23 protein-coding genes and 1 pseudogene are annotated in these 25,843 nt (G+C 33.2%); 14 read left to right on the top strand and 10 right to left on the bottom strand.

Going from position 1 to position 25,843, the window contains the following annotated elements:
• Positions 1-11: 11 nt before the first annotated feature.
• The gene (locus ACIQLB_RS09840; protein ID WP_400724466.1) at positions 12-1,076 is read left to right on the top strand and encodes an enoyl-CoA hydratase/isomerase family protein; all 1,065 of its coding nucleotides are present in this window, start codon (positions 12-14) and stop codon (positions 1,074-1,076) included.
• A gap of 68 nt (positions 1,077-1,144) precedes the next feature.
• Positions 1,145-1,315, top strand: coding sequence for a hypothetical protein (locus ACIQLB_RS09835; RefSeq protein ID WP_400724463.1), 171 nt, complete (start codon positions 1,145-1,147; stop codon positions 1,313-1,315).
• A 618-nt stretch (positions 1,316-1,933) separates the two neighbouring features.
• Here the strand turns inward: ACIQLB_RS09835 and ACIQLB_RS09830 are convergent.
• Positions 1,934-2,168 (bottom strand): annotated as a pseudogene (locus tag ACIQLB_RS09830) (DUF3977 family protein).
• A gap of 500 nt (positions 2,169-2,668) precedes the next feature.
• On the opposite strand from ACIQLB_RS09830, the gene ACIQLB_RS09825 reads away from it, so the two are divergent.
• On the top strand, positions 2,669-3,562 hold the full coding sequence (locus ACIQLB_RS09825) for a cation diffusion facilitator family transporter (RefSeq protein WP_400724460.1): 894 nt from the start codon (positions 2,669-2,671) through the stop codon (positions 3,560-3,562).
• 270 nt (positions 3,563-3,832) lie between these two features.
• On the opposite strand, the gene ACIQLB_RS09820 is transcribed toward ACIQLB_RS09825, so the two are convergent.
• Complete coding sequence (locus tag ACIQLB_RS09820) at positions 3,833-4,303, bottom strand: hypothetical protein (RefSeq protein WP_400724458.1); 471 nt, start codon at positions 4,301-4,303, stop codon at positions 3,833-3,835.
• A 145-nt stretch (positions 4,304-4,448) separates the two neighbouring features.
• Between ACIQLB_RS09820 and ACIQLB_RS09815 the strand changes: the two genes are divergently transcribed.
• Genes ACIQLB_RS09815 through ACIQLB_RS09805 form a run of 3 tightly spaced genes read left to right on the top strand, consistent with a single transcriptional unit; the run spans position 4,449 to position 7,739 of the window.
• Positions 4,449-5,573 (top strand): ABC transporter, encoded by a 1,125-nt coding sequence (locus tag ACIQLB_RS09815; RefSeq protein ID WP_400724455.1) that lies wholly within the window; start codon positions 4,449-4,451, stop codon positions 5,571-5,573.
• Between the two features lie 16 nt (positions 5,574-5,589).
• Positions 5,590-6,801: an ABC transporter permease gene (locus ACIQLB_RS09810; protein WP_400724452.1), complete on the top strand. Its 1,212-nt coding sequence runs from the start codon at positions 5,590-5,592 to the stop codon at positions 6,799-6,801.
• Positions 6,802-6,812: 11 nt separating this feature from the next.
• Positions 6,813-7,739: an ABC transporter ATP-binding protein gene (locus ACIQLB_RS09805; protein ID WP_400724449.1), complete on the top strand. Its 927-nt coding sequence runs from the start codon at positions 6,813-6,815 to the stop codon at positions 7,737-7,739.
• Positions 7,740-8,366: 627 nt separating this feature from the next.
• On the opposite strand, the gene ACIQLB_RS09800 is transcribed toward ACIQLB_RS09805, so the two are convergent.
• Positions 8,367-8,474, bottom strand: a complete 108-nt coding sequence (locus ACIQLB_RS09800) for a YjcZ family sporulation protein (protein WP_370044491.1) — start codon at positions 8,472-8,474, stop codon at positions 8,367-8,369.
• Between the two features lie 510 nt (positions 8,475-8,984).
• Here ACIQLB_RS09800 and ACIQLB_RS09795 point away from each other — a divergent pair.
• Complete coding sequence (locus ACIQLB_RS09795) at positions 8,985-10,130, top strand: YhgE/Pip domain-containing protein (RefSeq protein ID WP_400724446.1); 1,146 nt, start codon at positions 8,985-8,987, stop codon at positions 10,128-10,130.
• 76 nt (positions 10,131-10,206) lie between these two features.
• Here ACIQLB_RS09795 and ACIQLB_RS09790 read toward each other — a convergent pair whose 3' ends face one another.
• Positions 10,207-10,308 carry a TetR-like C-terminal domain-containing protein gene (locus ACIQLB_RS09790; RefSeq protein WP_400724443.1) on the bottom strand — a complete coding sequence of 34 codons (102 nt, stop codon included), beginning with the start codon at positions 10,306-10,308 and terminating at the stop codon, positions 10,207-10,209.
• A 152-nt stretch (positions 10,309-10,460) separates the two neighbouring features.
• A complete protein-coding gene (locus ACIQLB_RS09785; RefSeq protein WP_400724441.1) occupies positions 10,461-10,643 on the bottom strand; it encodes a hypothetical protein in 183 nt (60 codons plus the stop codon).
• Positions 10,644-11,166: 523 nt separating this feature from the next.
• Here ACIQLB_RS09785 and ACIQLB_RS09780 point away from each other — a divergent pair.
• The 4 genes from ACIQLB_RS09780 to ACIQLB_RS09765 all read left to right on the top strand — a co-directional run bounded on the left by ACIQLB_RS09780 (position 11,167) and on the right by ACIQLB_RS09765 (position 15,770).
• On the top strand, positions 11,167-11,508 hold the full coding sequence (locus ACIQLB_RS09780; RefSeq protein WP_400724438.1) for a hypothetical protein: 342 nt from the start codon (positions 11,167-11,169) through the stop codon (positions 11,506-11,508).
• Positions 11,509-12,562: 1,054 nt separating this feature from the next.
• Entirely contained in the window at positions 12,563-13,225 is a 663-nt protein-coding gene (locus ACIQLB_RS09775; protein ID WP_400724435.1) for a response regulator transcription factor, read from the top strand.
• Positions 13,222-14,265 carry a sensor histidine kinase gene (locus ACIQLB_RS09770; RefSeq protein ID WP_400724432.1) on the top strand — a complete coding sequence of 348 codons (1,044 nt, stop codon included), beginning with the start codon at positions 13,222-13,224 and terminating at the stop codon, positions 14,263-14,265. Before ACIQLB_RS09775 ends, ACIQLB_RS09770 begins: the two co-directional genes overlap by 4 nt.
• A 50-nt stretch (positions 14,266-14,315) precedes the next feature.
• Complete coding sequence (locus tag ACIQLB_RS09765) at positions 14,316-15,770, top strand: multicopper oxidase family protein (protein WP_483869705.1); 1,455 nt, start codon at positions 14,316-14,318, stop codon at positions 15,768-15,770.
• A gap of 432 nt (positions 15,771-16,202) precedes the next feature.
• On the opposite strand, the gene ACIQLB_RS09760 is transcribed toward ACIQLB_RS09765, so the two are convergent.
• Positions 16,203-17,222, bottom strand: a complete 1,020-nt coding sequence (locus ACIQLB_RS09760) for an alpha/beta hydrolase (protein WP_400724426.1) — start codon at positions 17,220-17,222, stop codon at positions 16,203-16,205.
• Between the two features lie 487 nt (positions 17,223-17,709).
• On the opposite strand from ACIQLB_RS09760, the gene ACIQLB_RS09755 reads away from it, so the two are divergent.
• Positions 17,710-18,534 carry a DUF4037 domain-containing protein gene (locus tag ACIQLB_RS09755; protein ID WP_400724423.1) on the top strand — a complete coding sequence of 275 codons (825 nt, stop codon included), beginning with the start codon at positions 17,710-17,712 and terminating at the stop codon, positions 18,532-18,534.
• Positions 18,535-19,131: 597 nt separating this feature from the next.
• Here the strand turns inward: ACIQLB_RS09755 and ACIQLB_RS09750 are convergent.
• Entirely contained in the window at positions 19,132-19,347 is a 216-nt protein-coding gene (locus ACIQLB_RS09750; protein ID WP_400724420.1) for a hypothetical protein, read from the bottom strand.
• A 533-nt stretch (positions 19,348-19,880) separates the two neighbouring features.
• Between ACIQLB_RS09750 and ACIQLB_RS09745 the strand changes: the two genes are divergently transcribed.
• Positions 19,881-20,195: a hypothetical protein gene (locus ACIQLB_RS09745; protein ID WP_400724418.1), complete on the top strand. Its 315-nt coding sequence runs from the start codon at positions 19,881-19,883 to the stop codon at positions 20,193-20,195.
• Positions 20,196-20,566: 371 nt separating this feature from the next.
• Here the strand turns inward: ACIQLB_RS09745 and ACIQLB_RS09740 are convergent, their stop codons facing one another.
• From ACIQLB_RS09740 to ACIQLB_RS09730, 3 genes are all read right to left on the bottom strand, one after another.
• Entirely contained in the window at positions 20,567-21,427 is an 861-nt protein-coding gene (locus tag ACIQLB_RS09740) for a hypothetical protein (RefSeq protein WP_400724415.1), read from the bottom strand.
• A 327-nt stretch (positions 21,428-21,754) separates the two neighbouring features.
• A complete protein-coding gene (locus ACIQLB_RS09735; RefSeq protein WP_400724412.1) occupies positions 21,755-22,075 on the bottom strand; it encodes a DUF4183 domain-containing protein in 321 nt (106 codons plus the stop codon).
• Between the two features lie 43 nt (positions 22,076-22,118).
• Positions 22,119-22,529 (bottom strand): DUF4183 domain-containing protein, encoded by a 411-nt coding sequence (locus ACIQLB_RS09730; protein ID WP_400724409.1) that lies wholly within the window; start codon positions 22,527-22,529, stop codon positions 22,119-22,121.
• A gap of 505 nt (positions 22,530-23,034) precedes the next feature.
• Here ACIQLB_RS09730 and ACIQLB_RS09725 point away from each other — a divergent pair.
• Positions 23,035-25,341, top strand: a complete 2,307-nt coding sequence (locus ACIQLB_RS09725) for a glycoside hydrolase (protein ID WP_400724406.1) — start codon at positions 23,035-23,037, stop codon at positions 25,339-25,341.
• The last annotated feature ends 502 nt before the right edge of the window (positions 25,342-25,843 follow it).

Genomic DNA, 25,843 nt, shown 5'->3' with positions numbered 1-25,843 from the left:
AGAGATCTAATATGGAGAACGAAGTAACATTTTCGGTCAGTGACGGTGGAGCAGCAATCATTACACTGAATCGACCACAAGCTTTAAACTCACTTTCCACTGAAATGCTAAAGCCCATCGGAGAGAAATTGAAAGAATGGGAAGCAAATGATCAAATCCACTTAATCATCCTAAGGGGTGCTGGTGAAAAGGGATTTTGTGCTGGGGGTGATATTAAAACTCTTTATAAAGCTCGCTCCAGTCAGGAAGCTTTCAAAAATGCCGAAGTCTTTTTTGAAGAAGAATATCAAGTAGATATAGCTATCTATCACTATCCTAAACCGATTATTGCCTGCCTTGATGGCATTGTCATGGGAGGTGGGATCGGTTTAACATATGGGGCTAGCCATCGAATCGTTACTGAACGGACAAAATGGGCGATGCCGGAAATGAACATCGGCTTCTTTCCAGATGTTGGAGCTGCCTATTTCTTAAATAAAGCACCAGGCTTTATAGGATACTACTTAGCATTAACCGCTTCTGTCATCCAAGCTGAGGACGTACTCTTTGCCAATGGCGCTGAAAGCTATATGACGAGCGATAATCTACAAAAATTCCTTGAACGCGTTGAACAGACTGACTGGCATGCACAGGAAACAAAAACAACTTTAAACCAATTCATAGAGACATATTCAAGTAAAACTTTAGGAAACAGTGAACTCGCCAGCCTTCAGAATGAAATAGATCAACATTTCTCAAAATATACAGTGGAAGAGATAGTAGAGTCCTTAGACAATGACCCAAGCAAGTTTTCACATGAAACAAAGCAGTTGCTTCTGTCTAAATCTCCATCTTCGTTAAAAATTACGGTAAAGCAGCTTATAGATGCGCGAGATAAAACATTAGAAGAATGTTTTGCGACAGATTTAATCTTGGCTAAAAACTTTTTAAAACACGATGATTTCTTTGAAGGTGTACGCTCTGTCGTCATTGATAAGGATCGAAATCCACAGTATACCTATAAAACATTAGCTGAATTTACAGATGACGATATGGAGAAGTTCTTTCAAGATAACAGTGAGACAGTAACGAAGTAAGAACGAATAGATTTATTATCATTAAATACGGTAACCATCTACTATTTAATAAGTAGGTGGTTTCTTGCTTGAAGTTATTTCTTTCAAAAAGACGAGTAATTTGCTATCTTACTAGCCGAAAATGTGCATCAAAGGAATTTTTCTTTAAACTAGCACATAAGAAAATTCGTCATGTTCCCTTACAAGATAAAAATGTAGCAGCACAAGAAGCGGCCTCGTGGGCTGGCGATTCAAAATAGAACCTCTAGCTCTTGTAGAAAAAGCAAAGAGGAAAAATTCCGAATTTATGTTCATACAGGAGCTTCACTTGGTCCAGAGGTAGATCAACAGATGTCCGTTATTCGTAAACGAGCTCCGTATCAAGGTGATCCAGCTATTCGTCGTATGATTAATGGACAAGTACTGTATACAGATGCGCATGTTCCGCATAATGCAGAGTTTTAAAATCCTCGAAGAATTTATATCAAATTTAAGCTAGTTATTAAAGAACCAGATCTTCTATTTCAATGTTACAAAGAAAACTTAGAAATTATCACGATTCAGTAGATTAGTTGATACTTTGGAAGAGCTAGGAGTTGTTTCTCCAACTGATGATAGTAAACCTCTAGATGTATTTGTTAATGATCTTGAAGATGCCCAAAATACCGTAGTGGAATTAGATTTCACAAAAGTAATGACTATGGGATATTTTCTACAAATAAGTGATAGCAGCACATGAAGTGGGTAATACTTAACAACTAATAAAGACTGTTTTCTCAAAGATCGGTGCTTCTGCACGATACTGATTAATTTCAGAGAATGAGATTAGCGCCATTGATTAATAAAAGATGAACTATATTTTATCATTAATACTATGTTCAGAGACTTACGATCCCCAAAATAATCTTAAAATCACTACGGTTTTTCTTGTTTTTTTATGCCTTACTTAGAATCAAAGGTAAGTACTGTTTTTCTTATCCAAATTCTAATGTATACCGATTGAAATTTTATAGGGAAGGAGATTCCTTTTTCTTCGATTTCGCTACCATCACTAAGCTCTGTTTCTGTTCGTAAAAACCACTTATTTCCTATACCGATCTCTATAAATTTCAATTGTGCCTCCTGACTATTACATAATGAAATGATGCTAGGCGCCATTAGAAAAAATGGCTCCGTTTTATTTCTTTTTTACCAACCAAAGGTCGCATATGATGTCCAGGGTTGCTGACCGCTACTTACAAAGGTTGGTAAGTCATCAGTTTTTATAATTGTTGATATTTCTATTAACACCACTCCCGATTTCGAAAAATACAATATATACCAATTTCAAAACCTCACGTAAAAATTTGCAATTACACTTTAATGAAGAATTCATTTGAAGGATATTCTGAATGAGAAAATCACGGTTAATCCGAGTTACTAATTTGGTCTGAGGAAACTTATTTTTACGCTCTAAATTTATTTAGTAATGGTAAAAAAGGTTGTTGTAGACCCACTCGATATTCGTCTGATATCATAGTTGAGTATTAATTGTAGGAAGCAGATTAAGGGTATTTGAGGAGTATTTCCTCCCTCATTTTTAGTTATAAAACTCTTAATCGGAGGAGAAATAAATGGTTAGTGAGAGAGAACAAATTAGCAAAAAAGTTGCATGGATTGCACTTGCATCCAACCTAATTCTAATGATAGGTAAAATATTCTTTGGCCTTTTTGGAGGTAGTGAGGCTGTATTTGCAGACGGAATTCACTCTGGTGCAGATGTAGTAGCTTCGATTGCTGTGCTAGCAGTTGTAGGTATCTCTAATAAACCACCTGATAAGGATCATCCCTTTGGGCATGGTAAAGCAGAGGTTATTAGTGAAGCGATCGTTGGAATTATATTAATATTAGTTTCACTATATATATTCGTAGAAGCAATTTTAGCATTTTTTGAAAAGCCCGGTGTACCTCAATACAGTGCATTAATAGTAGCCATAATTTCTTACATAGCGAAAGAAATATTATATAGATACTCCATAAAACAGGGGGAAAAGTGGAATAGTAAAGCTATAATAGCGATTGCTTATGATCATAAAGGTGATATTGTTGCTTCCCTTGCAGCATTTATAGGAGTCCTCTTAGCGATTATAGGAAATGCAATTGGATGGCCATTTTTGTTATACGCGGATGCTATCGCAAGTGCTTTAGTAGCTTATTTTATTTTTAGAATCGCAATGGAATTAATTAAACCTTCTGTTGATATTTTAATGGAAAAAAGCGTGGATCAGTATCTTTTAGACGGATATGAATCCACTATTCATGAATTTAATCAAGTAAAACGAATAGACAAAATCCGTGCAAGAGAACACGGTCACTATAAGATTTTAGACGTCCGTCTTTCAATTAATCATGATTTAACAATTAAACAAGGCCATGATATAGCTCGTGATATAAAAAATGAAATATTAAATAAATATCCAGATGTAGGGGAAGTCCTTATTCATATGAATCCTTACTATATGGAATAGAACCTGATTAAAAGTAACTTACAAAAGAGTGCAGCTTAAAGTGTTGGTAATAAATCGCACGGGGTAAATCTGATTGCTCTCGATGTAACAACTGAGGAGCCCACTGACTGAATCCAATAAAACTAAATTTAATAAAAGACGTAAATAAGACTTCTATTATATAAATTGAATAATTACTTAAAGAGCATGTTTTTTACTACATAAAGTAAAGACCAATGCTCTTTTTTCATTCTAACAGAAAGATTGCCTTGATCATTTTTTAGAAGTAATTTATTTTTGTTCTTGATAATTAATGACCATTTTAAATTCGTCGGTAGCTAGGATATTGTAAAACATATTTCTACTATTTACGTTTGCTATTGTCCCTGTAATAGTATTGTCAATCCATAAATAGTATTCATCATCGTTTAGTTTGATCTTATATTGCGGAACTATTTTGTTATCTACTTCATCGAATTCTCTAGCTTTTTTAAATGTTTTCTCTATAACTTTAATATCCTTCGCATCAGATATTAATTGTAATGTGTCGGGTTTTACTTCTTCGAAATTAATTAATTCTTGAATTTCTATAGTTTTCGTTGTTACTTTATTACTGTTACAAGCTACTAACCCTATAGAACAAATAAATAAAAACAAAATTGTTTTTATTTTCACCTTATCATCACCCCTTTTTATTCTATCTCTTCTTCCATAATCGTTAATCGTTGAATTGATCATATCCCCATATAAGTACTTCTTCACTTTGTAAAAAACACCTGCTTTAATCAAACAATTGAATATTCTACATATACAAACTTTATATTAAACCTTTAAAATCTAAAAATTGAAAAAATATCCACAATACCGTATCATGTAATGTAAATGCTTTCATTAAAAAGTGAGGAGGATGCCGGTGTTAAGAGCATTAAAAATAGGTCTAGTCATTGAGCGAGCGAATAAGAAAAATTTAGTCGCACTAGTCGCTGTTATCATTATCGTTTTTGGCTTTATGTTTTATATAAATGCACAAGCCCTTGGTAATCAACTTGTCGAGAAAAAGGGTGATTATTATTCAGCACAAGCTATACTCTCAAAGTTTCAAGTAAAAGATGCTTCAGTAACGGGTGACGGAAGCGATTTATATAAAAATTTAACTAAACAAAAAAGGAATATTGCTTTACAAATAGCAACATTAACGTTGGACAAACAATCTATGTATTATGAGACTTCACTTCAACTCGCAAAATTAAGACAAGAGGCATTCGAATTAGAAGGATATGAAAATATTGCAGAATTATTGCCTTCTAAATTGCAAAATTCTATGGACTACCTTTATTTTAAGAGGATGATTGATGAGGGAAAGGATACAATATCCGATTTATTTCAATACATGCCGTTTTTATTATTTTTCTTTCTTCACGTTGGGGCAGGCTGGTACATATTTATTAGCTTCCATACAAGTTCTATTTTACTAGATGACTTTGAGCATTCTAGTATAATTCAGGGCTTTCCTGTTCGATTTGATCACTATATTTTATCTAAATGTATTATTGCTTTTTTATCCATAGTTACAAGCATTTTGCTCATTTTTATTTGTGCAATTCCATTGTGGATCATAAATGGACTTGGTAACCCATTAGAGCCTGTAGGGATATATGTAGGAAATGCCACATTAATATCTACGATTCAATATATTGCAATGAGCGTTGGTTATATGATAGTAATTTCAATTTTTGTCATGCTGTTGTCAATTATTTTAAATGTGTTACTGAAAAATATGTATTTAACATTATTTGTACACTTTATTGTATTCTTCTTACCGATGATTTTTCCATCTCTTATTAGTTTAATACCCTATAATCCTTTTAATTTTATGAACTTCAATGATATTTTACGAGGCGTACCAGTGGATCTAGCGAAGCCTGTTGATATTACTATGAATTTAGGCTTAATCATCATCTGTATAAGTATCATTTTAATGTTATTCGTTATTAAAACATTTTTCTCAACAGGAAAAATCAATAGGGCATAGGGGAGGTATTATAAGCATGTGGAGTTATTTTAAATTTGAATTCAAGCAGTTTTTTACGAATAAGAAAAACTTAGCAATCTATTTTTTGCTTGCTTTTGCAACCTTTTTTTATGTATTTAAAATAGCGCCAACTTACAATCCGATTGAAAGTGTTGACTATGATGAAATTGAGGCGCGCTATTTAACACGTCAAGAATTTTTACATCATATGGAAGGACAAGATTTAACTGATGTTCATCCTTCCGTTATTTATGCTATTGAAATATTTAAGGAAATTAACCCTATAGATAAAAAAAGATTAGATGCATTGGATGAGGGAAATTTAAAAAAATATGCAGATTTAACTCGCGATTGGTACTACTTTACGAATTCAGTTACATATAGAAATGAGGCATTTTCATATAACTCAAAGTATTTTATAAAAAATAACAAGTATGCAGAAGATGATGCCTTTTATGCCTATTTAGAGCAGGCTGTCCGTTATGATACTTATTCGAAAGCAGATTATGAGTTATCATTGGAAATTTTCGAGCAACGCACAGCGCTTCAAACGTTCGAACGCTTATTAAAGGGAGTACTTCCAATTATATTAATCGTCTGTGTACTTCTTTTATCAATTGATATTGTTAAAAAAGATCGACGTCATCCATCTATTTTAAAGGGATTTCCAATTAGTGATTGGAAAAAGCTACTTGTGAAAATGGTCGTTGCACTACTAGGTAGCATGGTATTATTTGTACCGCTTATAGTTGGCATCTTTATCCTAGGCTTACAATTCGGTTTTGGGAATTTCAATTTACCATCTCCTGTGTATGCAGCGCATCTCGATTGGCGTGTGGATGGTAAATTTGAAAAGATGACATTAGGTACGTTTTTAGGACAATCCTTAACTTTGCTTGTTACCTGGTTTTTCGTCATTATCAATGTTGTGCTATTAAGCAGTATTATTTTCCGCAGCGAGATGGTGAATTTCGCTGTTGGTTTGCTCCTTATTTTTGGCGAGAATTTTTATTCCAGCCGTTACGTCGGCTATTTTTGGGACGTTCAAAACTATCCGACATCTTACATTCAAGTCGGACAAATTATTTCAAAAAGGCGAAATTTTTATTATTTGAACAATCAATTAGATTTAACTTTAGGATTACAGTTGTTACTCGGACTAGCGGGGATAGTAATTTTTTTAATGATACTTATTGCATTGAATAGGCGATATAAGCTAATTAAATAGGAGGGGTAAAGGTGATTGAAATTCAAAATATTACCGTGCAATTTGGGAAAATTAATGTGTTAAATGATATTTCAATGACATTTGAGCAAGGAGAAATGATCGGCCTTGTTGCACCAAATGGAACGGGAAAATCCACATTTATGAATGTGTTAATGAATTATGTGAAACCTCTGAAAGGAAAGGTAGTATTTAAAGAAGGCCTAAGTTACTCGAATAAATCAAATGAAGTGAAAATTCATAAATTCGTGTCGATGATGCCAGACCAAAGTGACTTGTATAATCACTTAAGTGGGCGTGAGCATTTAAAAATGTTTGCAACAATGTGGCAATCCGATTTAAAACTGATTGATGAGACAATCGAAGCATTAAATATGGGGCATTATGTGAATAAAAAAACAGGCACGTATTCCCTTGGTATGCGCCAGCGTTTATGTTTTGCAATGCAAATTGTAACAAATACGGAAATTATGATGATGGACGAAGTAATGAACGGACTTGATCCAAATAATGTAGAAATTATTTCGAAAATATTATTAAAGAAAAAGGCGGAAGGTAAGATTATTATTATTGCCTCCCACCTACTTGATAATTTAGAGAAATACGCAGACCGAATTTTCTTATTTAACGAAGGAAAGCTAGTTGATACCAATCAAGTAATAGAAGGTTTTAGTCAAGCGCATATTAAAACTATTCGAGTGAAAAATATGGAGAATGATACCAAAAAACAACTTCACGAGCTATTTCCAAACATAAAACTTCAAACACTTACAAGTGGAATGTCACTAATTCATTTACCAAGTTCTGAAGCAAGTTTATTAAGTTCGCTTACATCTTTTTTAGTTGAGAGAAATGTGGTGGATTTTGCATTTGGGAAAGTTACATTAAATGATTTGTATTCAATGTATTATCATGAAGATAGAAATGGGACAGCCAGTTAAAAAAGAACAACCACTTTAATTACTATGATTAACATTCAAGAACTTGCAGGTATAGAAGTACATTAAAAAGTGAGGACTAAAGATTAGCTTAAAATATTTTTAAAAAAGAAGTCCTAACTTTTATGTCCTTGTATTTGGACAATAAAGTTAGGACTTTCTTTACTTCGAGACATAAAGCTTAAAACCATCTGAAATTGAAGTTTTACAGTGAGTAAGACGAAAGGGAACATTCAGTTGTACTTATTGCAAAGCTGCTTCTCATACAGCATGGAGCTACTTATTTCTCCCATCAGGAAGGGTGTGAATCATACAAAGTCGTAACAGTTAGCTTTTTCAATTTCCATTGCCCTAGTCCCATTTTCTTCATTTGATCTGAATGTATAAAGCATTTTCCGTTAAATGGTGGTGATTTTACTTCAATTTAGGAAGAGTATTAAACGCGATACCCATACTTAATGAAGCAGATACTTCATACGCTAAAGAACTAGGTATTAACACAAAGGCTAAGTTGGAAGGAGGAAAAAATAAAAAGGTCACCGGAGGATAGTGACCCTTAGTAATGAATAGAAGGGCAAGGATAAATTTGTATTATCCTTTAGTTATGAGCATTAGTGGCGGTGTTAGGTATTAATAACCTCTATTCATGAAAGTAGCGCCGACAATAATTAAAAGAATGAATAGAACAACAATTAGCGCAAATGCTGATCCAGTACCACTACCATAGTATTCAGACATAGTAATTTCCCTCCCTTCTATAATTTTATAATATGTAAAGTTTTCAATAGGGATTGCGATATTTATCTACTTTCTAAATTTAATTAAGTGACCCTCAAAAAAGGTGATGCAAAGGGATTATAGTGTAGAGAAGTAATAAAAAACAATCATTATACTATTCAAAAGAGATAGTTCATTTTTGTTTTACCTATTTTAACGATCTCTCGGTTACTCTGTTTTCAAATTAAAATGATGTAATAAGTAAAGGTTTTTTCTAAAAGATTGCTACTTTCAACAAACGGCCTAGTTTAATTTAAAGCAAGCTTAATAAAACAAATGATATGGTGATTGTCTCAATCTATGTCCAACGTTTTCAAGTTAATCTAAACTACTCACCATTTAATGAACATATCCCCTAAAGATGTTTATTACCCAACGTATCGTTATCTTTTGTTGGTAGCGTTTAATCATCTTTTCATTTATATTGAATATTGTTAAACAACACAATGTTCGTTAATTGGAGGGGAAATGATGAAAAACAAATTTTTGGTATTACCATTTATTGCGGTCATGGTGTTAGGAATTATTTTTATATCAACACAAATTCCAACTGTTAAAATGAGCCCAAAAGATTTACCTGTTGCTCTTGTGTCCGAAGATGCTGGAAAAATGGGAGATACCTTATTACAGAACTTGCAAAGTCAATTAGCATCAAAGGGAATGAAAACGATTAAGTTCAAAGTTTACGACTCAGTTAAATCGATGGAAGAGGCGATGAAAGAACAAGAGGTGTATGGGGGATTAGTGGTACCTGGAAATTTCTCAGCACAATTTGCTTCATTACAAACACCTTCTCCTGAAAATCCAAAGATGCTCATTTATATAAATCAAGGAGCAAATACAACAGTATCAACAATGCTAACATCTGCTTTAGATAACATTGTCAAACAACTGAATTCAGTAATGAGTACACAACTGCTTCAAAATATGGAGCAAGCAAAAGTACCAATTCAAGCAAGTCAAGTCACTACATTAGTTACGCCAATACAAGCTGAAACGATTTATGTAAACGCCGTAGGGGATTTAGGGTCGGCTCCAACAGCATTCTTCCAACCACTTTGGTTTGCAAGTATTATTGGAGCAGTTTTATTTTATTTTGCTAGTACAAAGACCATTTTTACTTCAAAGCAACAAAAACTAAAATTCCATGTATTGCAATCTCTTATTGCGATTATCTATGCGTTCTTTGCTGGATATTTTGTAACGTGGGCAACGACATGGATACTAGGTTTCTCATTTGAAAGTTTTAATACGGTTGCTTTATTTAGTTCACTTGCATGTATAGGTTTTATATTTTTAATACTTGCAACAATTACTTGGCTAAGTTTGCCTAGCTTAGTTGTCTTTGTTTTACTTATGTTCTTTGGTTTACCTTTAATTCAATTGGCACCAGAAATGTTACCAGCTTTTTATCAAGATTACATTTTGCCATGGTTACCGATGAAGTTTTTAATTAATGGTTTAAAAGATATTTTATACTTCGGGCAAGGAGTATTTAATGGAAATGGCGTGGTATTAATTTGGATTGCAGCAATTTCGTTTATTTTACTATGGGTGAAGCAACTTATTGAAAAGCCAAGACAAACAGAAGAAACAGATACGGAAGTTTTAGAATAACATACGATCCTAACAGGCTACTGCTGTATTAAATGCAGTGGCCTGTTTTTTGTTTACTTAATTAGAAGGGAGTATATCAAAAGCTTCTAACAGGTCCTTTAAAAATAATATCAGATATTCTTTGAGCTAATTGTTCGGGAGTTTGTTTCATATTTGATTGAAGCCAATATTGAATCACGCTAATAATTCAACGGGGTATAAAAAATGATGTTCAGTCACTTTAGATAGTGTGTTAAAAACCGTTGATACTCCGTTTATAGAAGGTGGTTAGTTGAAGAAGCATATGCATACAAAAAGGACAGTAGTTCGATACTGTCCTCTTCCTCCTAGTTACTTTTTTAAACCTGCAGCAAAGAAAGGACCATTTATAGTCATCGTGGATAAAATACGAGCCATTTCTTGCGGTGATTTCTCTCCATCACTGTTACTTCCAATTGTTAGACGATCATCTAACCTATTGGAGGTGTTTTTATTTTCAGTATCGACTCCATAAAATCGAAGTAATAGTATCAACTTATTAACTCTACTACAGGAAAGAAATCTGTTCGAAAATTTGCTATAGACCAAAGCATAAACTAGTTACAATGAAAGTATTCCTTTACAGAAATAAATTACTATTTAATAATAATTGCTTAACATAGATTTAACACACACCTATTTAAAATAATAAAAATGAGGTGATTACGATATGAGAATTCTTGTTGTTGACGATGAGTTAGATTTACAGGAAGCTATCGCTGTTATATATCGATTATATGATAAGACGCTAAATGATTCGCTAAAATTTCCCTTTATTTGATTTTAAGTGTACGTAGACATGAATCTACGGACACCCGAAAAGTCATTAAATAAGCAATTCTTTAGAATATGTTTGGACAAACTTGTCCATATTCAGAGACAAGAAAGTCCAGACAAACATGTTTTTTCAGATAAACCAAAAAGAAATAGTTGTTGATGGATAAGATCAATCTCAGTTGGAGAAAATATTTGTGAACTTAAAATCATGTTCAAATTTCAAGGATTGGGAGGACTTAATATGTCATCTGAAATGGGAGATATACATCGTACTGGTCAAGACATAAACGACGTAATAGTACATTTTGGTGGGCAAGCTGAGAGTGTTTTTAGTTCATTAGCTGAACAAGGTCGAGTTTCAATACAAAAGAAAGCAGACGAATTAGCTGCACAGTATCTTGAAAGTAATCCTAATCCAGACTATTATGATTGTGTTAACATTGTAGCAGAGGGAGTTTTTACAGCAGGGAGCGAAATAAAGGATAGCAGTGGTTCTTGGGGAGAATCAGTAGATGCAGCACTTGATGCTGGTGTTGGAATTCCAGCAGCAAAAATAGCTTGTAAAAGAATAACGATGCATTAATTTTTGAAAAAGCATAGGCGTAAATAGCTTATGCTTTTTGATATTTATTAATTTTTTTATCCTCTCCACAATAGTAATTTTACTTACATAATATAATTACCTTAGTCACAACTTTCTAATTATCGGATGGTACCTATAATTTATCGTTCATAAGGGGGTTATTCGTTTAAATAATGCTAATTATCGTTTAATGTAGATTTGTCCAATATTCATAAAAATTATTCATAAAAGTGAACAAACTTAGCTGGTTGTTACTATATCTTAACAAAGGATAAAAAGTCGATATGAAGTATTTCTCCTTATCAACTTTTTTATTAACATGAAATGATTTTGTGGATATTTTAATCAAATTAGTTGGTAACAACATCAAATAAATATGGAAATTAAAAAAACTCACTCAGGAATAATTAGCTGAAAAATGCTGACTGCAAACTTCGTATTTGACTGGGGTTGATAGAAGGGATAGGAAGATTACCTTTCAGACCTTAGAAAAGATTACTGAAGGCTTGGAAGAAGCACAAAGTCATATCTTTAAATTTGACACTCTATATTTCGATAATAAGTATTTTGAAAAAAAAAGTTGGTTATGATCTTGCAAAATCTAATAGAAGACTAAAGTGAAACCGAAATACGCTTAGTATTAAATATTGCTAATACGATATTTAATACATACAAATATTGAAGAAGTAAGGAAAAGCTGAAGTCTATAGTTGTAGAATTCCAAGGAGGCGTTCTACCTAAATTATGGCAAATCAGGAAACACGGAATGCTTTTATTGTGCGCTGTGAGAGCGATCGAGATGGGCTATGGTACGTGTTACTGAATTTCGATCGCTCTCACAGCGTTATTTTCATTGTGAAAATTAGTGAATTAAAAACATGGTGAGAATCATCAGCTATAAAGTAAGATTAACAATTTTAATTGAGGTCATTCTATTCCACAATCGGGATAGATTGTGGAAAAAAAGAGAAAAGGTATTCTACAGGTTAGCATGAGTAAGAGATTTTATTTATAATATTATTGAACATCTTATAAAAAGTTGGTGAATTGAGGAATGCGAGTTTTAATTGTTGATGATGAAGTAAAGATTACAAATGTATTGTCATCTTATTTTGAAAAAAACGGAGATTATACATATATCACGCATACTGGAGAATCCGCAATACAAATAGTAGACCAAGTACCTCTTGATATGATTATTTTAGATTTAATGTTACCAGATATGGCAGGGGAAGATATTTGCCAATATGTAAAATCAAATTATGATATTCCCGTGATTATGCTTACGGCAAAAATTTCTATTGATGATAAAATAAAAGGATTTGAAATGGGTGCAGACGATTATGTAGTTAAACCATTCCACCCTAAAGAAATATTAGTGAGAGCAGAAAGGCTATTACCAGATTCACACAAAAAGCAAATTATTACTTTAGAGCGATTAGAAATTTATAAAGATGAAAGAAAAGTATTAATAAATCATCAAAGCACTCAATTTACACCACACGAATTTAGCATTTTACTATTATTAGCTGAAAACCCTAAAAAGGTATTCAGTAGAGATGATATTATTCAAAAAATATTTGGATTTGATTCAGATATAAATCCACGTATTGTGGATCAACATATTAAAAATATTCGTAAAAAAATGAAGGAGGATTATATCCAAACTGTATTTGGATTGGGATACAAAATAAATGAGAAGGTTAAACAGGAATGAAGTTTAATACAAAAATCACCTTAATTATTGCCGTCTTTTCATCATGTATGCTCCTTTTTATAACAGCGATATTACTTTATAAAAGTCATGAGCATTTAATGATGCTTCATATTACAGACTCCAAGGAAGTCATTCACCATTATGACATGGCATTAAGAGAAACAGCATTGTGGTCATTAGGTTTATTACTTATTGTCTTATTGATCTCTAGTTTTTTTATTGCAAGAACAATAAGTAGACCAATTCAAGAATTAAACCACTTTGCGTTAAGACTTGTGCGTGGTGACCGCCACTTAAATATGAGCTATTCCATTAATGATCAAATTGGTCAATTAGGCCAGTCGTTGATAAGACTGGATGAAACATTAAGCGCCTATGAATTGCGGCGTAAAGAAATGACACAAGACCTCGCACATGAAATTCGTAATCCACTAGCCTCAATAAAAAGCTATTTAAGTGCATTTGAAGATGGCGTTTGGGCAGCAACCCCAGACCGTTTGCAATCATGTGTTGAAGAAATTGATCGGCTTATAATCCTTGTTGGCGAATTAGATACCTTAAATGATATTAATAACCCTACATTTAAGGTCATCATGAAAGAACAACCGATTGCTAATCTAATCGAGAAATCTGTTATTGGGCTTGCAAGTGAATTGCTTGAAAAAGAAATACAGGTAGACTTGGATTTAGACAAAGAAATCCATGCCAAGGTAGACGCCCTAAGATTGAATCAAATTCTACACAATATTATCAAAAATGCTATGTACCATGTTCAAAAAGAAGGTGCTATATTCATTAAATTATTAAAAAATAATAGCCACTTAATAATTATTGTACATGATAATGGAATAGGTATGGATGAAGAGACGAGTAAAAGAGTCTTTGAACGAAATTATCGGGAGAAAAATCAATATACTGGCAATGGAATCGGTATGACAATTACTAAAAAGCTAGTGGAGGCGCATGGAGGTAAAATTTCCGTCAATAGCGAAAAAAATATAGGGACAACATTTCGTATACAAATACCTCTTTCTACATAATTTCTACACAACTATTCTGTATGCTGTGGGTGAAAGGAATGGTTGATATTATGAAGAAAATCGCACTAGCAAGTATTATTGTGGGTCTAGGCATAATTGGAGCTTGTAGCCAAGAAAAAAGCAACGATATGAAAGGCATGGATCATGACAAGATGAAGGGACATGAGAGTCATGGCAATGTGGTAAGATTAAACGATTCTATAGGGGAAAATGAATTGAAAATTCCTGCTGTACTCGAACGTGATAATGAGAAGGGTATCGTATATACTGTTAAAGCGCAAAAAGGGAAAACGGAAATTTTCGATGGTATCGAAACAAAAACTTATGGATATAATGGATCGTTTTTAGGACCAATGCTTCGTTTTGAAAAAGGTGACAAAGTTAAAATTAGAACGATAAATGAACTGGATGAACCAACAACTTTTCACTGGCATGGGCTAGAAGTATCTTCGGACGTAGATGGGGGACCGTATGACATACTTAAACCTGGGGAAGAAAAAGTGATTGAATTTGAAGTGACACAAGAAGCGTCTACATTATGGTTCCATCCCCATCCTCATGGGATAACGTCAGAACAGGTATATAACGGGCTTGCAGGCTTAATTTATATCGAAGATAATCATTCAAAAGGTCTTGGATTGCCAAATGATTATGGGAAGAACGATTTCCCATTGGTATTTCAAGATAAAACCTTTGATGACAAGAAACAATTGAATTATAACGCTGTAAAGAATGAAGACGGAACAATCGGCAATACATTATTGATCAATGGAACACTTAATCCCAAATTGACTGTAAACAAAGAGAAAGTGCGTCTTCGTTTATTAAATGGATCTAATGCGAGGAATTACACCTTTAAATTGAATTCAGGGGATTCTTTTCTTCAAATTGCAACGGATGGTGGCTTTTTGAATGAACCAGTGACTTTGAAAGAAATTACTCTGACACCTTCCGAGAGAGCAGAAATCGTTGTTAATTTTTCGCAGATTAAAAAAGTCAATAACTTAGCGTTAATAAATGAGGATGGAACTGTTCTATTGCCATTTGAGGTTACTGATCAAAGTGGGGTGAACAGTAAGGTTCCGGAAAAATTAAATGATTTTTCATTGGCGGATAAAGAACTGAATTTGCCTGTCACAAAGAAAGTAGAACTCTTTGGGATGATGAACATGGTGACGATAAACGGAAAGAAATTTGATCCAGAACGAATTGATTTTACTCAAAAACAAGGAGTTACCGAGGTATGGGAAATTTATAATAAACCGGATATGATGGGCGGCATGATTCATCCGTTCCACATTCACGGAGCGCAATTTAAAATAATATCCCGAGATGGGAAAGAGCCCCCTGAAAATGAACAAGGATGGAAGGACAGTATCTCCATAAAACCAGATGAGAAAGTAAGAATAGTTGTACAATTTAAACATAAAGGTGTCTATATGATCCATTGTCATATATTAGAACATGAAGATAATGGAATGATGGCGCAAATTAAGGTTGATTAATGTATGATTGTGGATTGAAATGAAAATTTGATTAAAATCCTGTGGTATGTCAACATCCAGACAGAAGAGGGAGTGTTACGGTTAATATAAAAAAGCCCTTAATTATCCTACTCATTTCTCTCCACCTTAAATATCAATACATGTTTTTAGTTTGGCAAAAATGAAGAGAATTATTAATAAAAGGGTCTTCTTTAATATAAAGTTCATCAATAGATGGTGAACTTTATATTATGTGTTTTATAGGATAAGTGATTTTCTATATAGAAAAAACCGATTACCTGTATAGTATGGAAATCGGTTTTTTTGATTCAAATTATAAAACATAACTAAAATAGGTAAGCGAATTTTATTCGAGGATAGAAATCTCATGTGATAGCAAGCTGTATCATATCTAAGCTAGTTTCATATAACCAAATACGGTAACGTATTGGGCTATTTCCCACTATGTTTTTTCAAGAAGGCAAGTGTTTTCCCAAGTGTTTGTTCAGCGTGTGTAGTAGTAAAATCAAATTGATACTCATGAGCTAGGTCAGTATTTGTTCCGTCAAATAAAACACTTTCTACTTCTACACCATTCATTTTGAGAACATCTATAAGCTCTGTTGATTGTGGAGCTAGCGGATCAGCATCTCCAACTGTCAAAAAGGTAGGTGGGTAATTAGGTGTTATATGTTTAACTGTAGACATCTCATCTAGTCTAGAGAAGGACTTGAAATCTTTTTTTCCTGTATATGCCCAAAATACTGATTGGATACCTTTTTTTATTATTGGAGATGATTGAGCACCTACTTTATCCATGTTATAAACTCCACAGAATAAAAGAGCACCTTTTAACTGTTTTTTAACAACAGAAGGTTGAATATCCATTGATTTTGCTAGAGCTTCATTAGTTATTATCGCAATAGTTTGACTGGCGATTTGAGCCCCTGCTGAGTCGCCTCCAATAAATAATTGATTCATATCACCACCATATTTCGAGACATTTTCCTGTAAATATTTAAGAGCTTGGTTAGTTTGTATGATTGGTCCCGGATATTTTTGTCCCGGTGCAATAGCATAGTTTATATTTACTACAATATATCCTTCATTTGCTAATGCCATTCCATATTCTTGCGTTTGTTCTTTACTACCTGATACAAATGCACCACCATGTATCCACATGATAACAGGGAGTTCTTTTTTAATATTTTTCGGATAATAAATATCTAAAAGGCTATTCTCAATTCCATGTTTATCGTAAACAATATCTTTTTCAACATGGACTTGTCTTTTTATTTCTTTAATGTTCTTAGGGGATGCAAAAGAATCAGCTTCGAAAAGCTGCTTAATTATAAAGGTATTAACTACAGGTGTAAACTGTCCAATTAAAAATATAAGCAAAACAGGAATGACTATAATATAGACAGGAATCCTCCACCGTTTTTTCTGATAAAACTTTTTATTTGTTTTCAAATTGATTAACCTTACCTCATTATTTATTTATATAAAATTCGCTTGGGTATGCATCTTAAACTCCGGCAAAAGAAAGACAAGAGTGATTTTCTAACCTCTTCTTATTTTTTACCTCCTACCATAAGTTTTATCCAACCAGATCTATACAGTTAGAATAATTTAGACATTATCGAACCTCATATAAACCGTATTATATCAGAATTCGATCCTAAACAGCAGAGGAGAATATTGTATATGGTGGGACAGTAATGTTGTAAAAAACAATAGGCAACAATCTTTAGACGATTTCAAATCAATCGTTACACGCTAATAGAAAGAATTGAAAGGCTAATATTGAGAAATAGGGCTTTTTAAAGCGTTTTTCTTGAAATTATTATTCAGGTAAATAAAGAAGGGACTTTGAGATTTTTATGGAATAGGCAATATATTAAGGAAACAGGCACTTTTGTTTAACATAACTCATACTTTATTGGAGTGGAGGATGAAAATGAGATTATTACAGAAATCAAAAGATATGGCAGAAGTCTATATGCAAAACCCGAAAATTGAAGCTATAATCCTGGCTGGATCGGTTTCAAGAAACTTACAGGATGAAAATTCAGACATTGAATTGCATATTTTGTGGTCATCACCACCTGAAGATGAAGATCGAAAGACCCCCATTAAAAAGGTAGGTGGAACCATTTTAACGTATCATCCTTATGAAGGGGAAGAATGGTCTGAGTCCTATCTAACGGAAGATAAGATTAAATTTGAAATAAGCAACTTTTTATTTGTATCAGTTAAACGCTTTATTTCTAATGTGGTGGATAATTACGAAACTGACTATGATCAACAATGTATTGTTGCCTCAATTAATGATGGAGTGGATTTATATGGAAAGGGGAAAATAAGAACATTAAAAAATAGAGTTGTTGAATATCCCTTAGAACTTTCTAAACAGATGATTTCCGAAAATCTTTGGTTAGGAAACCGATGGAATAACCGAAAAGCTCTATTAAAACGAAAAGATTGGCTTATGCTTTATGATGTGATTTGTGAAGTACAAAAGAAGTTACTTGGTGTTTTGTTTGGTATGAACAAAATGTATGTGCATCATCCTGCATTTAAGTGGATGCAGTATAATATTGAACAAATGAGAATCAAACCTAAAAATCTCTATGATCGAATGACCAATATTTTGTTAAAAAATCCAGAACACAGTGTTTTTGAATTGGAAGTAGTAATTGAAGAGGTACTAATTCTTGTTGAGAAATACTTCCCAGAATTGAATATAAGTGAACAAAAGAAGCAAATTGGATTTGTAAAGTAAAGGGGCAGTATAAATAGAGGTGTTCAATTGAGCTAGAGTGACCCAAAGTCAATAAATTTTACAAGGTGTAAGCTAAGCTAAATTGCTTATCACTACAGAACTCTGTTGTAATAACAGGTTTTGATAGTGGATGACCTAGGAAATCGAATTTAAGGAACTATAACGAGGTGAGGTTCGTACAGTTTTATGGTAGTGTGTGAGAAAAATTTTCTGAACAATATGAAGATGTTAAAGGAATAGCACGTGCGATAACAGTTTGGGGCAATGCAAGATGTTGCTATCCCGAAATAAATATATGTAATTTGAATTGAAAACATTACAACGAAATAAAAGAGGTTCCTAAATAGGAAGTGACTAATAAAAGCCATATAAAAATTTATGTTTGTGCGATACACTCAATATTAATTTGTGCAAATTAAGATTACTTATACAAAAGAAGCAATAGCATCCGTTCGCTGGTCCTCATACGCTACAGTTCAGAATTGATTACTCTTTCATGGTTTGTTAGTAAAAGCAAAAGGGTCACTTGGGATAAAAGTGACCCTAAGCACCAAAGTGATATGCTCCCTATTAGGTGAGTACCTGAGCTTTTTGTGTTTATTCATCATACGGTATATATTTTTTATGAAACTCCTTAGCTGCTTCATCGATAGGATTCTTCTCAGAAACTTCTTCAGTATAAGCATTTACAGTTTTTTCTTTAACTTCTTTCTGCTCACTAGCTGGAGCTTGTTCTTTAGATGCAGCTTCCTCCTCACTACATGCAGTTAGTATTAATATCGACAATACCCCTATATAAAATATTTTCTTCATTGTACAACCTCACTTTAGTATTATCATGTGAATGTATAATATAGATAAAAAACAGACAAATGTAATTAGTTATCTGTTTTGCTATCCGTACTGGGTTGTTTATCTGTTTTAATTACTTCCTCAAAAGCTGCTTTAATTTCCTCAATTGTAAAGTAGAGGACAACTTTTAAAGAGTCCCGTACAGATTTATTACTCTTGTTGGAATAATTAGAGTAAATTAACCGCTATATATGCTCGGAATTATGTGAATCTAGTTTAGTCAATGAGCAATATATAGCGGTTGAAGAATCTTACAGTTTAAGTATGTTTATATCAAATTTAATTATACGTAAGGAGAAATATAATTGACTCATTTTGAATATATGGAGTAACTATTCTTTATGTAGTGATAATGTTCTAGTGCCATTCTACATTTGTTTAGAGTATCGAAATACACAAAAATACCCAAAAAATGTTCAGTATATTATTATGTCGATTTCCAATACTAAACCTGCATTAAAATAATATTTAATTAAGAAAGGAGGCTTTTATTAGTGAGATTTCTAACATGGGGTGTAATTGGAGCTGTTATTTTGGGAGTAGCTAGAGGATTTCAAAATGGTACTCTTCAACAGTTCACAAAAAATATTTCGAATAAATTAAATCTACAGAATGCTCAACAAATGATGCAGCCAATACAGCAAATGGCACAACCATTGCAGCAAATGTCTCAGCCTTTACAACAGATGAACCAAACTTCACAACAATCGAAGCAACCTCAACAAGAAACAAATCAATCTTCACAACAAATGAATCAGTCATTACAAAATACAGCCATTAATCGAACAACTGGTAGTTCATCAAAATAATAATGTATACAAATGAACAATTGCTATGAAATGAGAGGAGTCTGATGAAAAAAGTTTATTAATCATTCATAGCAATTGATTCTACATATTTTAGTATTCACTCAGGAGTTAATTTAGACAATAAGTATTTTAACTAGGAGAGGAGTGTGGACTGTGTAAGGTTGAAGTTACCCTGCAATGAAATAAACCCTGCATGAAATCTTGTATATACAATAACTGGTTATTTCGTAAAAAAGGCAGTAGCGACAAGTTTTTTTTTTTGTTACTACTGCCTTTTTCTAATGTTATGCCAACTCGAATTGTATAATTTATTGCATAGCAAAAGAAAAGTTAATTTCTTTCTAATGTTACCTAGTTAATCGACAGATATGCTAATTTACCTTTCTATTCAGTAGTGCTGTGAAATTTATCGGCAGATCTGTATATATACGCTCGGTAAAAGTTTCTTCAAAAGTTCTGTACGTAAATCCAGTTCGATCTACGTCTTGCTTTGCAACACCCTGGGCAACTATATCGTTTGAACATTGGCAACTACAAATGCAACAAGTATTAGGACTCTCAAGATCACTTATTTCAATCTGTAAGCCAGCTGGTATTAATAGGGTTACATTAAGATCTGGTTTAAATTTCACAGTGTAAAATCCTGGGAATCTAGGGTTTTTAATAACATCAAAGGCAAACGTCCCGTCTGGTAATGTTGTTCCTTGTAGGATCTCTCCGTCAGCCATAATAGTACCTGAAACAATGTCTGCAACAATATCGTCAGGATTTAATGATGATAAAAGACCTGGATTAGGTATTACCTCTACATTAGGTCTTTCATCCGGCATAATCATAGAGAAAGAGGGTTTAAATGTAACTTGATATGATCCTGTGGCAGATGAATGAGAAACATCAAAGTTTTCTCCCCCTGAAAAGATTGAGCCGTCACTTCGGATAACTCCTGCTATAGTTCGAGGTCTAGCAAATGGAGGGGTTGCTATCAATTCTAACCCAGTTACACTGATAGAAACCGCACGTTCCAGTACTTCACCGTCTCGAGAAATTACATAACTAAATCCTGATTCGTTAAACCCAAATATACGTACTTGAACAACACCACTACCTACACAGTAGTTGTTATTGCATTGGCACTGATGACATGAGGCACATTTGCTACGACTACATTGGCATTGCATATTATTATTCTGTTGACGACAGTTGTGTTTATTATTGTTATTCGGTGCCTGCATTTTCTTCACTCCTTATTTTAAGTTTTAACTCTAGTACCTATAAGTACTAGAGTTAATATATTTTATGCAAACAGAAAAGAAAGGTTTGAACAAATGACTTGATATAAATGTGGAATTTTATATATTGAGTTGCGATAGAGCGCTTTAAAATGAACCCATCAATATAGACCATTTTAAGTGGATGAAAATATATCTATTAGGAAAGTTTCGTTTTCTGTAATTATAAACAAGTTAATAAATAGGGCCACTTGGGATAAAGTGACCCTAGCACCAAAAATAGAAGAAAGGCTAGAAAGTTTCACACTTTTATGATTTGTTTGTTAATCATTAAGTTTGTGTAACTAATTCTACAGCTTCTACGACCAATGGAGTTCCTGCTGTGATTGTGCCAGTAACACCGTTAAACGTTAACTCTGTTGCAGAAACAGTATACGAATCGCCTGCCTGTAGTACACCATTTATATAAAAATTATAGTAACCATTTGTTACTACCGGAAAAGCAGTAGCAGCATTCCCGCTATCATCTAGAAAGGCAGTTGCAGGGACTGTAGTACCGTCAGCAACTGTTAAATTTGCTGCTAACACATCAAAAAATCTTGTGGAAGTACCATTAACGTTTACATGAATATTAATAATGGAAAGTGCCATTTTCTCACCTCCTTTCAAGGTAAAAGTTTAGAAGATTTTTATTTCACATTTGTTGGAAACCCAATGATTCTATAATGATTGGAGTTCCAGCAAAAACTGTTCCAGTAAATGGGTTAAGGATTAACGAATCTGGGGTTACTTTATATGCACCGCTCTCTTGCATCACAGCATTGATGTAAAGATTGACATATCCATTGGGATTAAAAAGTTTGAATTCTGTTACTGGATCGCCATTATCATCTGTAAATAAATTAGCTGGAATGGTTGTTCCGTTTGTTAAATCAATATCTTCTGTAACGATATAGAAATATCTATTTATCGTTGGAATAATTGTTCCGCCAGGAATTACGACTGAAGGAGGTTGAATAGAACAAATGTCAACAGCTTTTATACGGGGCCAAAGAACTCGGTTTTTTTCACAACAACTATCACAAATTAATTTTTGTGGGTCCATTTTTTTGTCACCTCCATTCCGTCATATGTTAGTAACCCCGAAAGTTATAGGCGCTTGTTTCTTATTTTAAGAAATCTGTTCATTCACTAATATTCTATGAATTAATGTTGGTAGGTTATTGGTAATATGTCTATTAAAAAGAAATAAATAATATTTTTTAATGAAGTTTAAATAGCTGATGTGAAATTAGATTTTAGTACCATCTTTATTGTTGTTCGCTTTATCAAATAAAGACAAATTAAGTATTGAGAAAGAACTTAAGGAAGGGGGGTTACAAGAATTAGAGATAGAAGTTTAGTAGTGGTAATAGAAAATAAAATGGTTGCACTTATTTGAAGGGATAGAGACGGTATGATTAATTATGTTTTACCTGGTGGTCTATCTTATAGGGTACATTTTAAATTTGGGCTTACCTTTTATTTTGAATTTAAAAATAATAGGTTAGAGTTTTTTTGTGACATTCGTGTAACAAACCAATATTACTCTAGTTATGGAGGTGTGTTACATGAAAAAAATTCTATCAATCATGTTAATTGCTGCAATATTGACAAGCGTTCTTACGGGATGTACGGAAGAAAAAACTAATAAAGGTAGAGAGGTTACGCCACAAATAAATAATTTAGACTTTAACTTTAGTGTGGATCCTGAGACACTTGCGCTTGAGGTCGAGTCCAATGGGATTACTGAGAAAGTATCGGAACCATTGGGGAAAATGAAAGTTTCAAATTTAAAAGACAGTGGAGATAACATTAGCTGGAACTATGCAGAACAGGGAATTAAGGTTGATATCGAAAAAAAAGATAAGTATGTTGATGTAACCATAAAATCCAGCAAGGATGAAGACAACATGTTTGCATGGCCAAAAGTGAAAGGTGATGGATATATGCTCCCATTAAATCAAGGGAAGTATATTCCAAGCAATGATTCAATTTGGAAAAATTACTTAAGTGAAGAAAAAATGAAGGTAATTGAGGCTTTATCTATGCAATTTTTTGCAGTTGATAAAAGTGGATATTCACTAGTATATATAATTAAAAACCCTTATAATAGTGAAATTGTTTATAATACAGAAAACGATATTGAGTTTACTTTTAATCATGAGTTTCCAACTATTAATAAAGAGAAGGAATATGGTTTCAGAATATATTTAACGAAGAAAAATCCAGTAGATGTTGCAAAGACCTATAAAAATTATTTGATTGAACAGGGGAACTTCAAAAGCTTGGCGGATAAGGCTAAAGAAAATAGTAATATTGAAAAGCTTTATGGAGCACCTCATGCTTATTTTTGGGACCGAACTGTGATTTCAGAAGAAAATATTAAATGGGCAAAACTGAGAGACCGTTTTCCCGAAAAACTGAGATTATGGATTCAGGGGCTATTAACTACTAATGTTGAAGATGGATCAGAGCTTTCATCAGCTTTTGAAGATTTAAAAAGCTTAGATTATGTAGATAAATACAATAAGAAAAGAATAATAAAAGCCTTAAGTGCCGTAATGCAACTAAAGGAATTCTATAATCCGGAAGTATTTACTGGAACAGATAAAGATACTCAGAGGCTGTTAAACAAAGGAATAGAAAAATTAAATCCCGTTGAATTAATTGACCTAAATAAGAGATTATTAAAAAGCATACTTGGAGATGTAGTTGACCCAATAAAGAAGTGGGCAGATGCTAATACTGTGGATGTGATAAAGGACATGAAGGATTCTGGGCTAGAAAATATGTGGATCGGCTTGGATGATTGGCAGGAAGGATTCATTAAACCAGAGTTAGTAAAAGAAGCAGAAGAATTCGGCTATCTATTTGGTACCTATGATTCATATCATTCAATCCATGAACCAGGTAAAGAGAAGTGGGAAACTGCTAAATTTAAGGATGCTTCACTTTACGAGAATGCAACTGTAACAAATAAAAATGGAGAAAAGATTGAAGGATTCCAAGGTGCAGGTAGAAAGTTGAATCCGACGCTTGCAATGCCTAGTGTAAAAGAAAGAGTAACTTCGATTTTAAATACTGGCTTAGCATTTAACTCATGGTTTTTAGACACAGATGGCACTGGAGAAATCTTTGATGACTATTCGCCAGAACATATTACTACTGAAAAGGAAGATATCCAGGCTAGGATTAAGAGAATGGAGTATCTGCAAAAAGAATGGGATCTGGTAGTAGGAACTGAGGGCGGAAATGATTTTGCTAACAAATCGATTGCCTTTGCACATGGAATAGAAACGCCATCATTTTCTTGGATGGACGAGGATATGGCAAAAAACAAACAAAGTGAGTATTACGTAGGGAGATACTATTCGAGTAATGGTGGAGTTCCCGAAATGTTTTCTAAACAAATACCACTAAAGGATAAGTACAAGAAGTTATTTTTGGATTCAAACTACACGATCCCATTGTATAAGTTGGTTTACAACGATTCAGTGATCACAACTCATTGGTGGGGATGGGGAACCTTAAAATTTAAAGATGAAATAACAAATAGAATGTTGTATGAGATACTTTATAATGTTCCTCCTTTATATCATATAGATAAACACGAGTGGGAAAAACATAAAGAAACAATTGTAAGGCATTCAAAAGTATGGTCAAATTTTAGCAAAAAAGCAATAACGAAAGAAATGACAGATTTTAAAATTATATCAGATGATAGACTCGTTCAAATGACTGAATATGGTGAAGCATTAAGAGTAGTCGCAAATTTTTCAGAAGATGAATTTAACTATCAAGGCGAGATATTACCAGGAAAATCAGTGTTAATTATTGATGGAAATAGTAATACTATCTATTCACCGGAAAAGTAAGCGTGAAATTCGCAATAGTTTAACTGCTAATTTTCCTTGAGACAATCTTCAGAGAGGCTAAATCTGAACGCTAAGGAATAGTTTACAAGAAGACATAGAAGTAGATTATCCATTGTGGGAGTTCATTGAAAAAAGGATTAAAAAAGTAATAATTACGTATGCTGCAGTTAGCCACGTACACTTATCCTGGAAATTCCATGAAGATACGTGGTAGGTATGGATTTTGAATTAGGAAGTCAATCAAAGAGGCATATTGGAAAGCTAAGGGAAATGGAGAACTACCGGATAGAAAAGATATAGAAGTAGATAATTCGATTCGGGATGCATTAAAAAAGGACTGAACAAATGATCAGTTGTTTTACACATTGTTCAGAATAAGAACATATTACCAGTAGTACAAACCATGGTTTGTACTACTTTTTTTATTATAGAAATGAGAGAAATGACAAAGTGTATTTCATCTAGCAAAACATAAAATAAAAAAATTATTAATTATTCTTTT

It is taken from the genome of Lysinibacillus sp. NPDC092081 (assembly GCF_044755845.1).
Taxonomy (GTDB): Bacteria; Bacillota; Bacilli; order Bacillales_A; family Planococcaceae; genus Lysinibacillus.
Note: the sequence above shows the minus strand (reverse complement) of the source record. Positions and strands in the feature narration are given on the sequence as shown.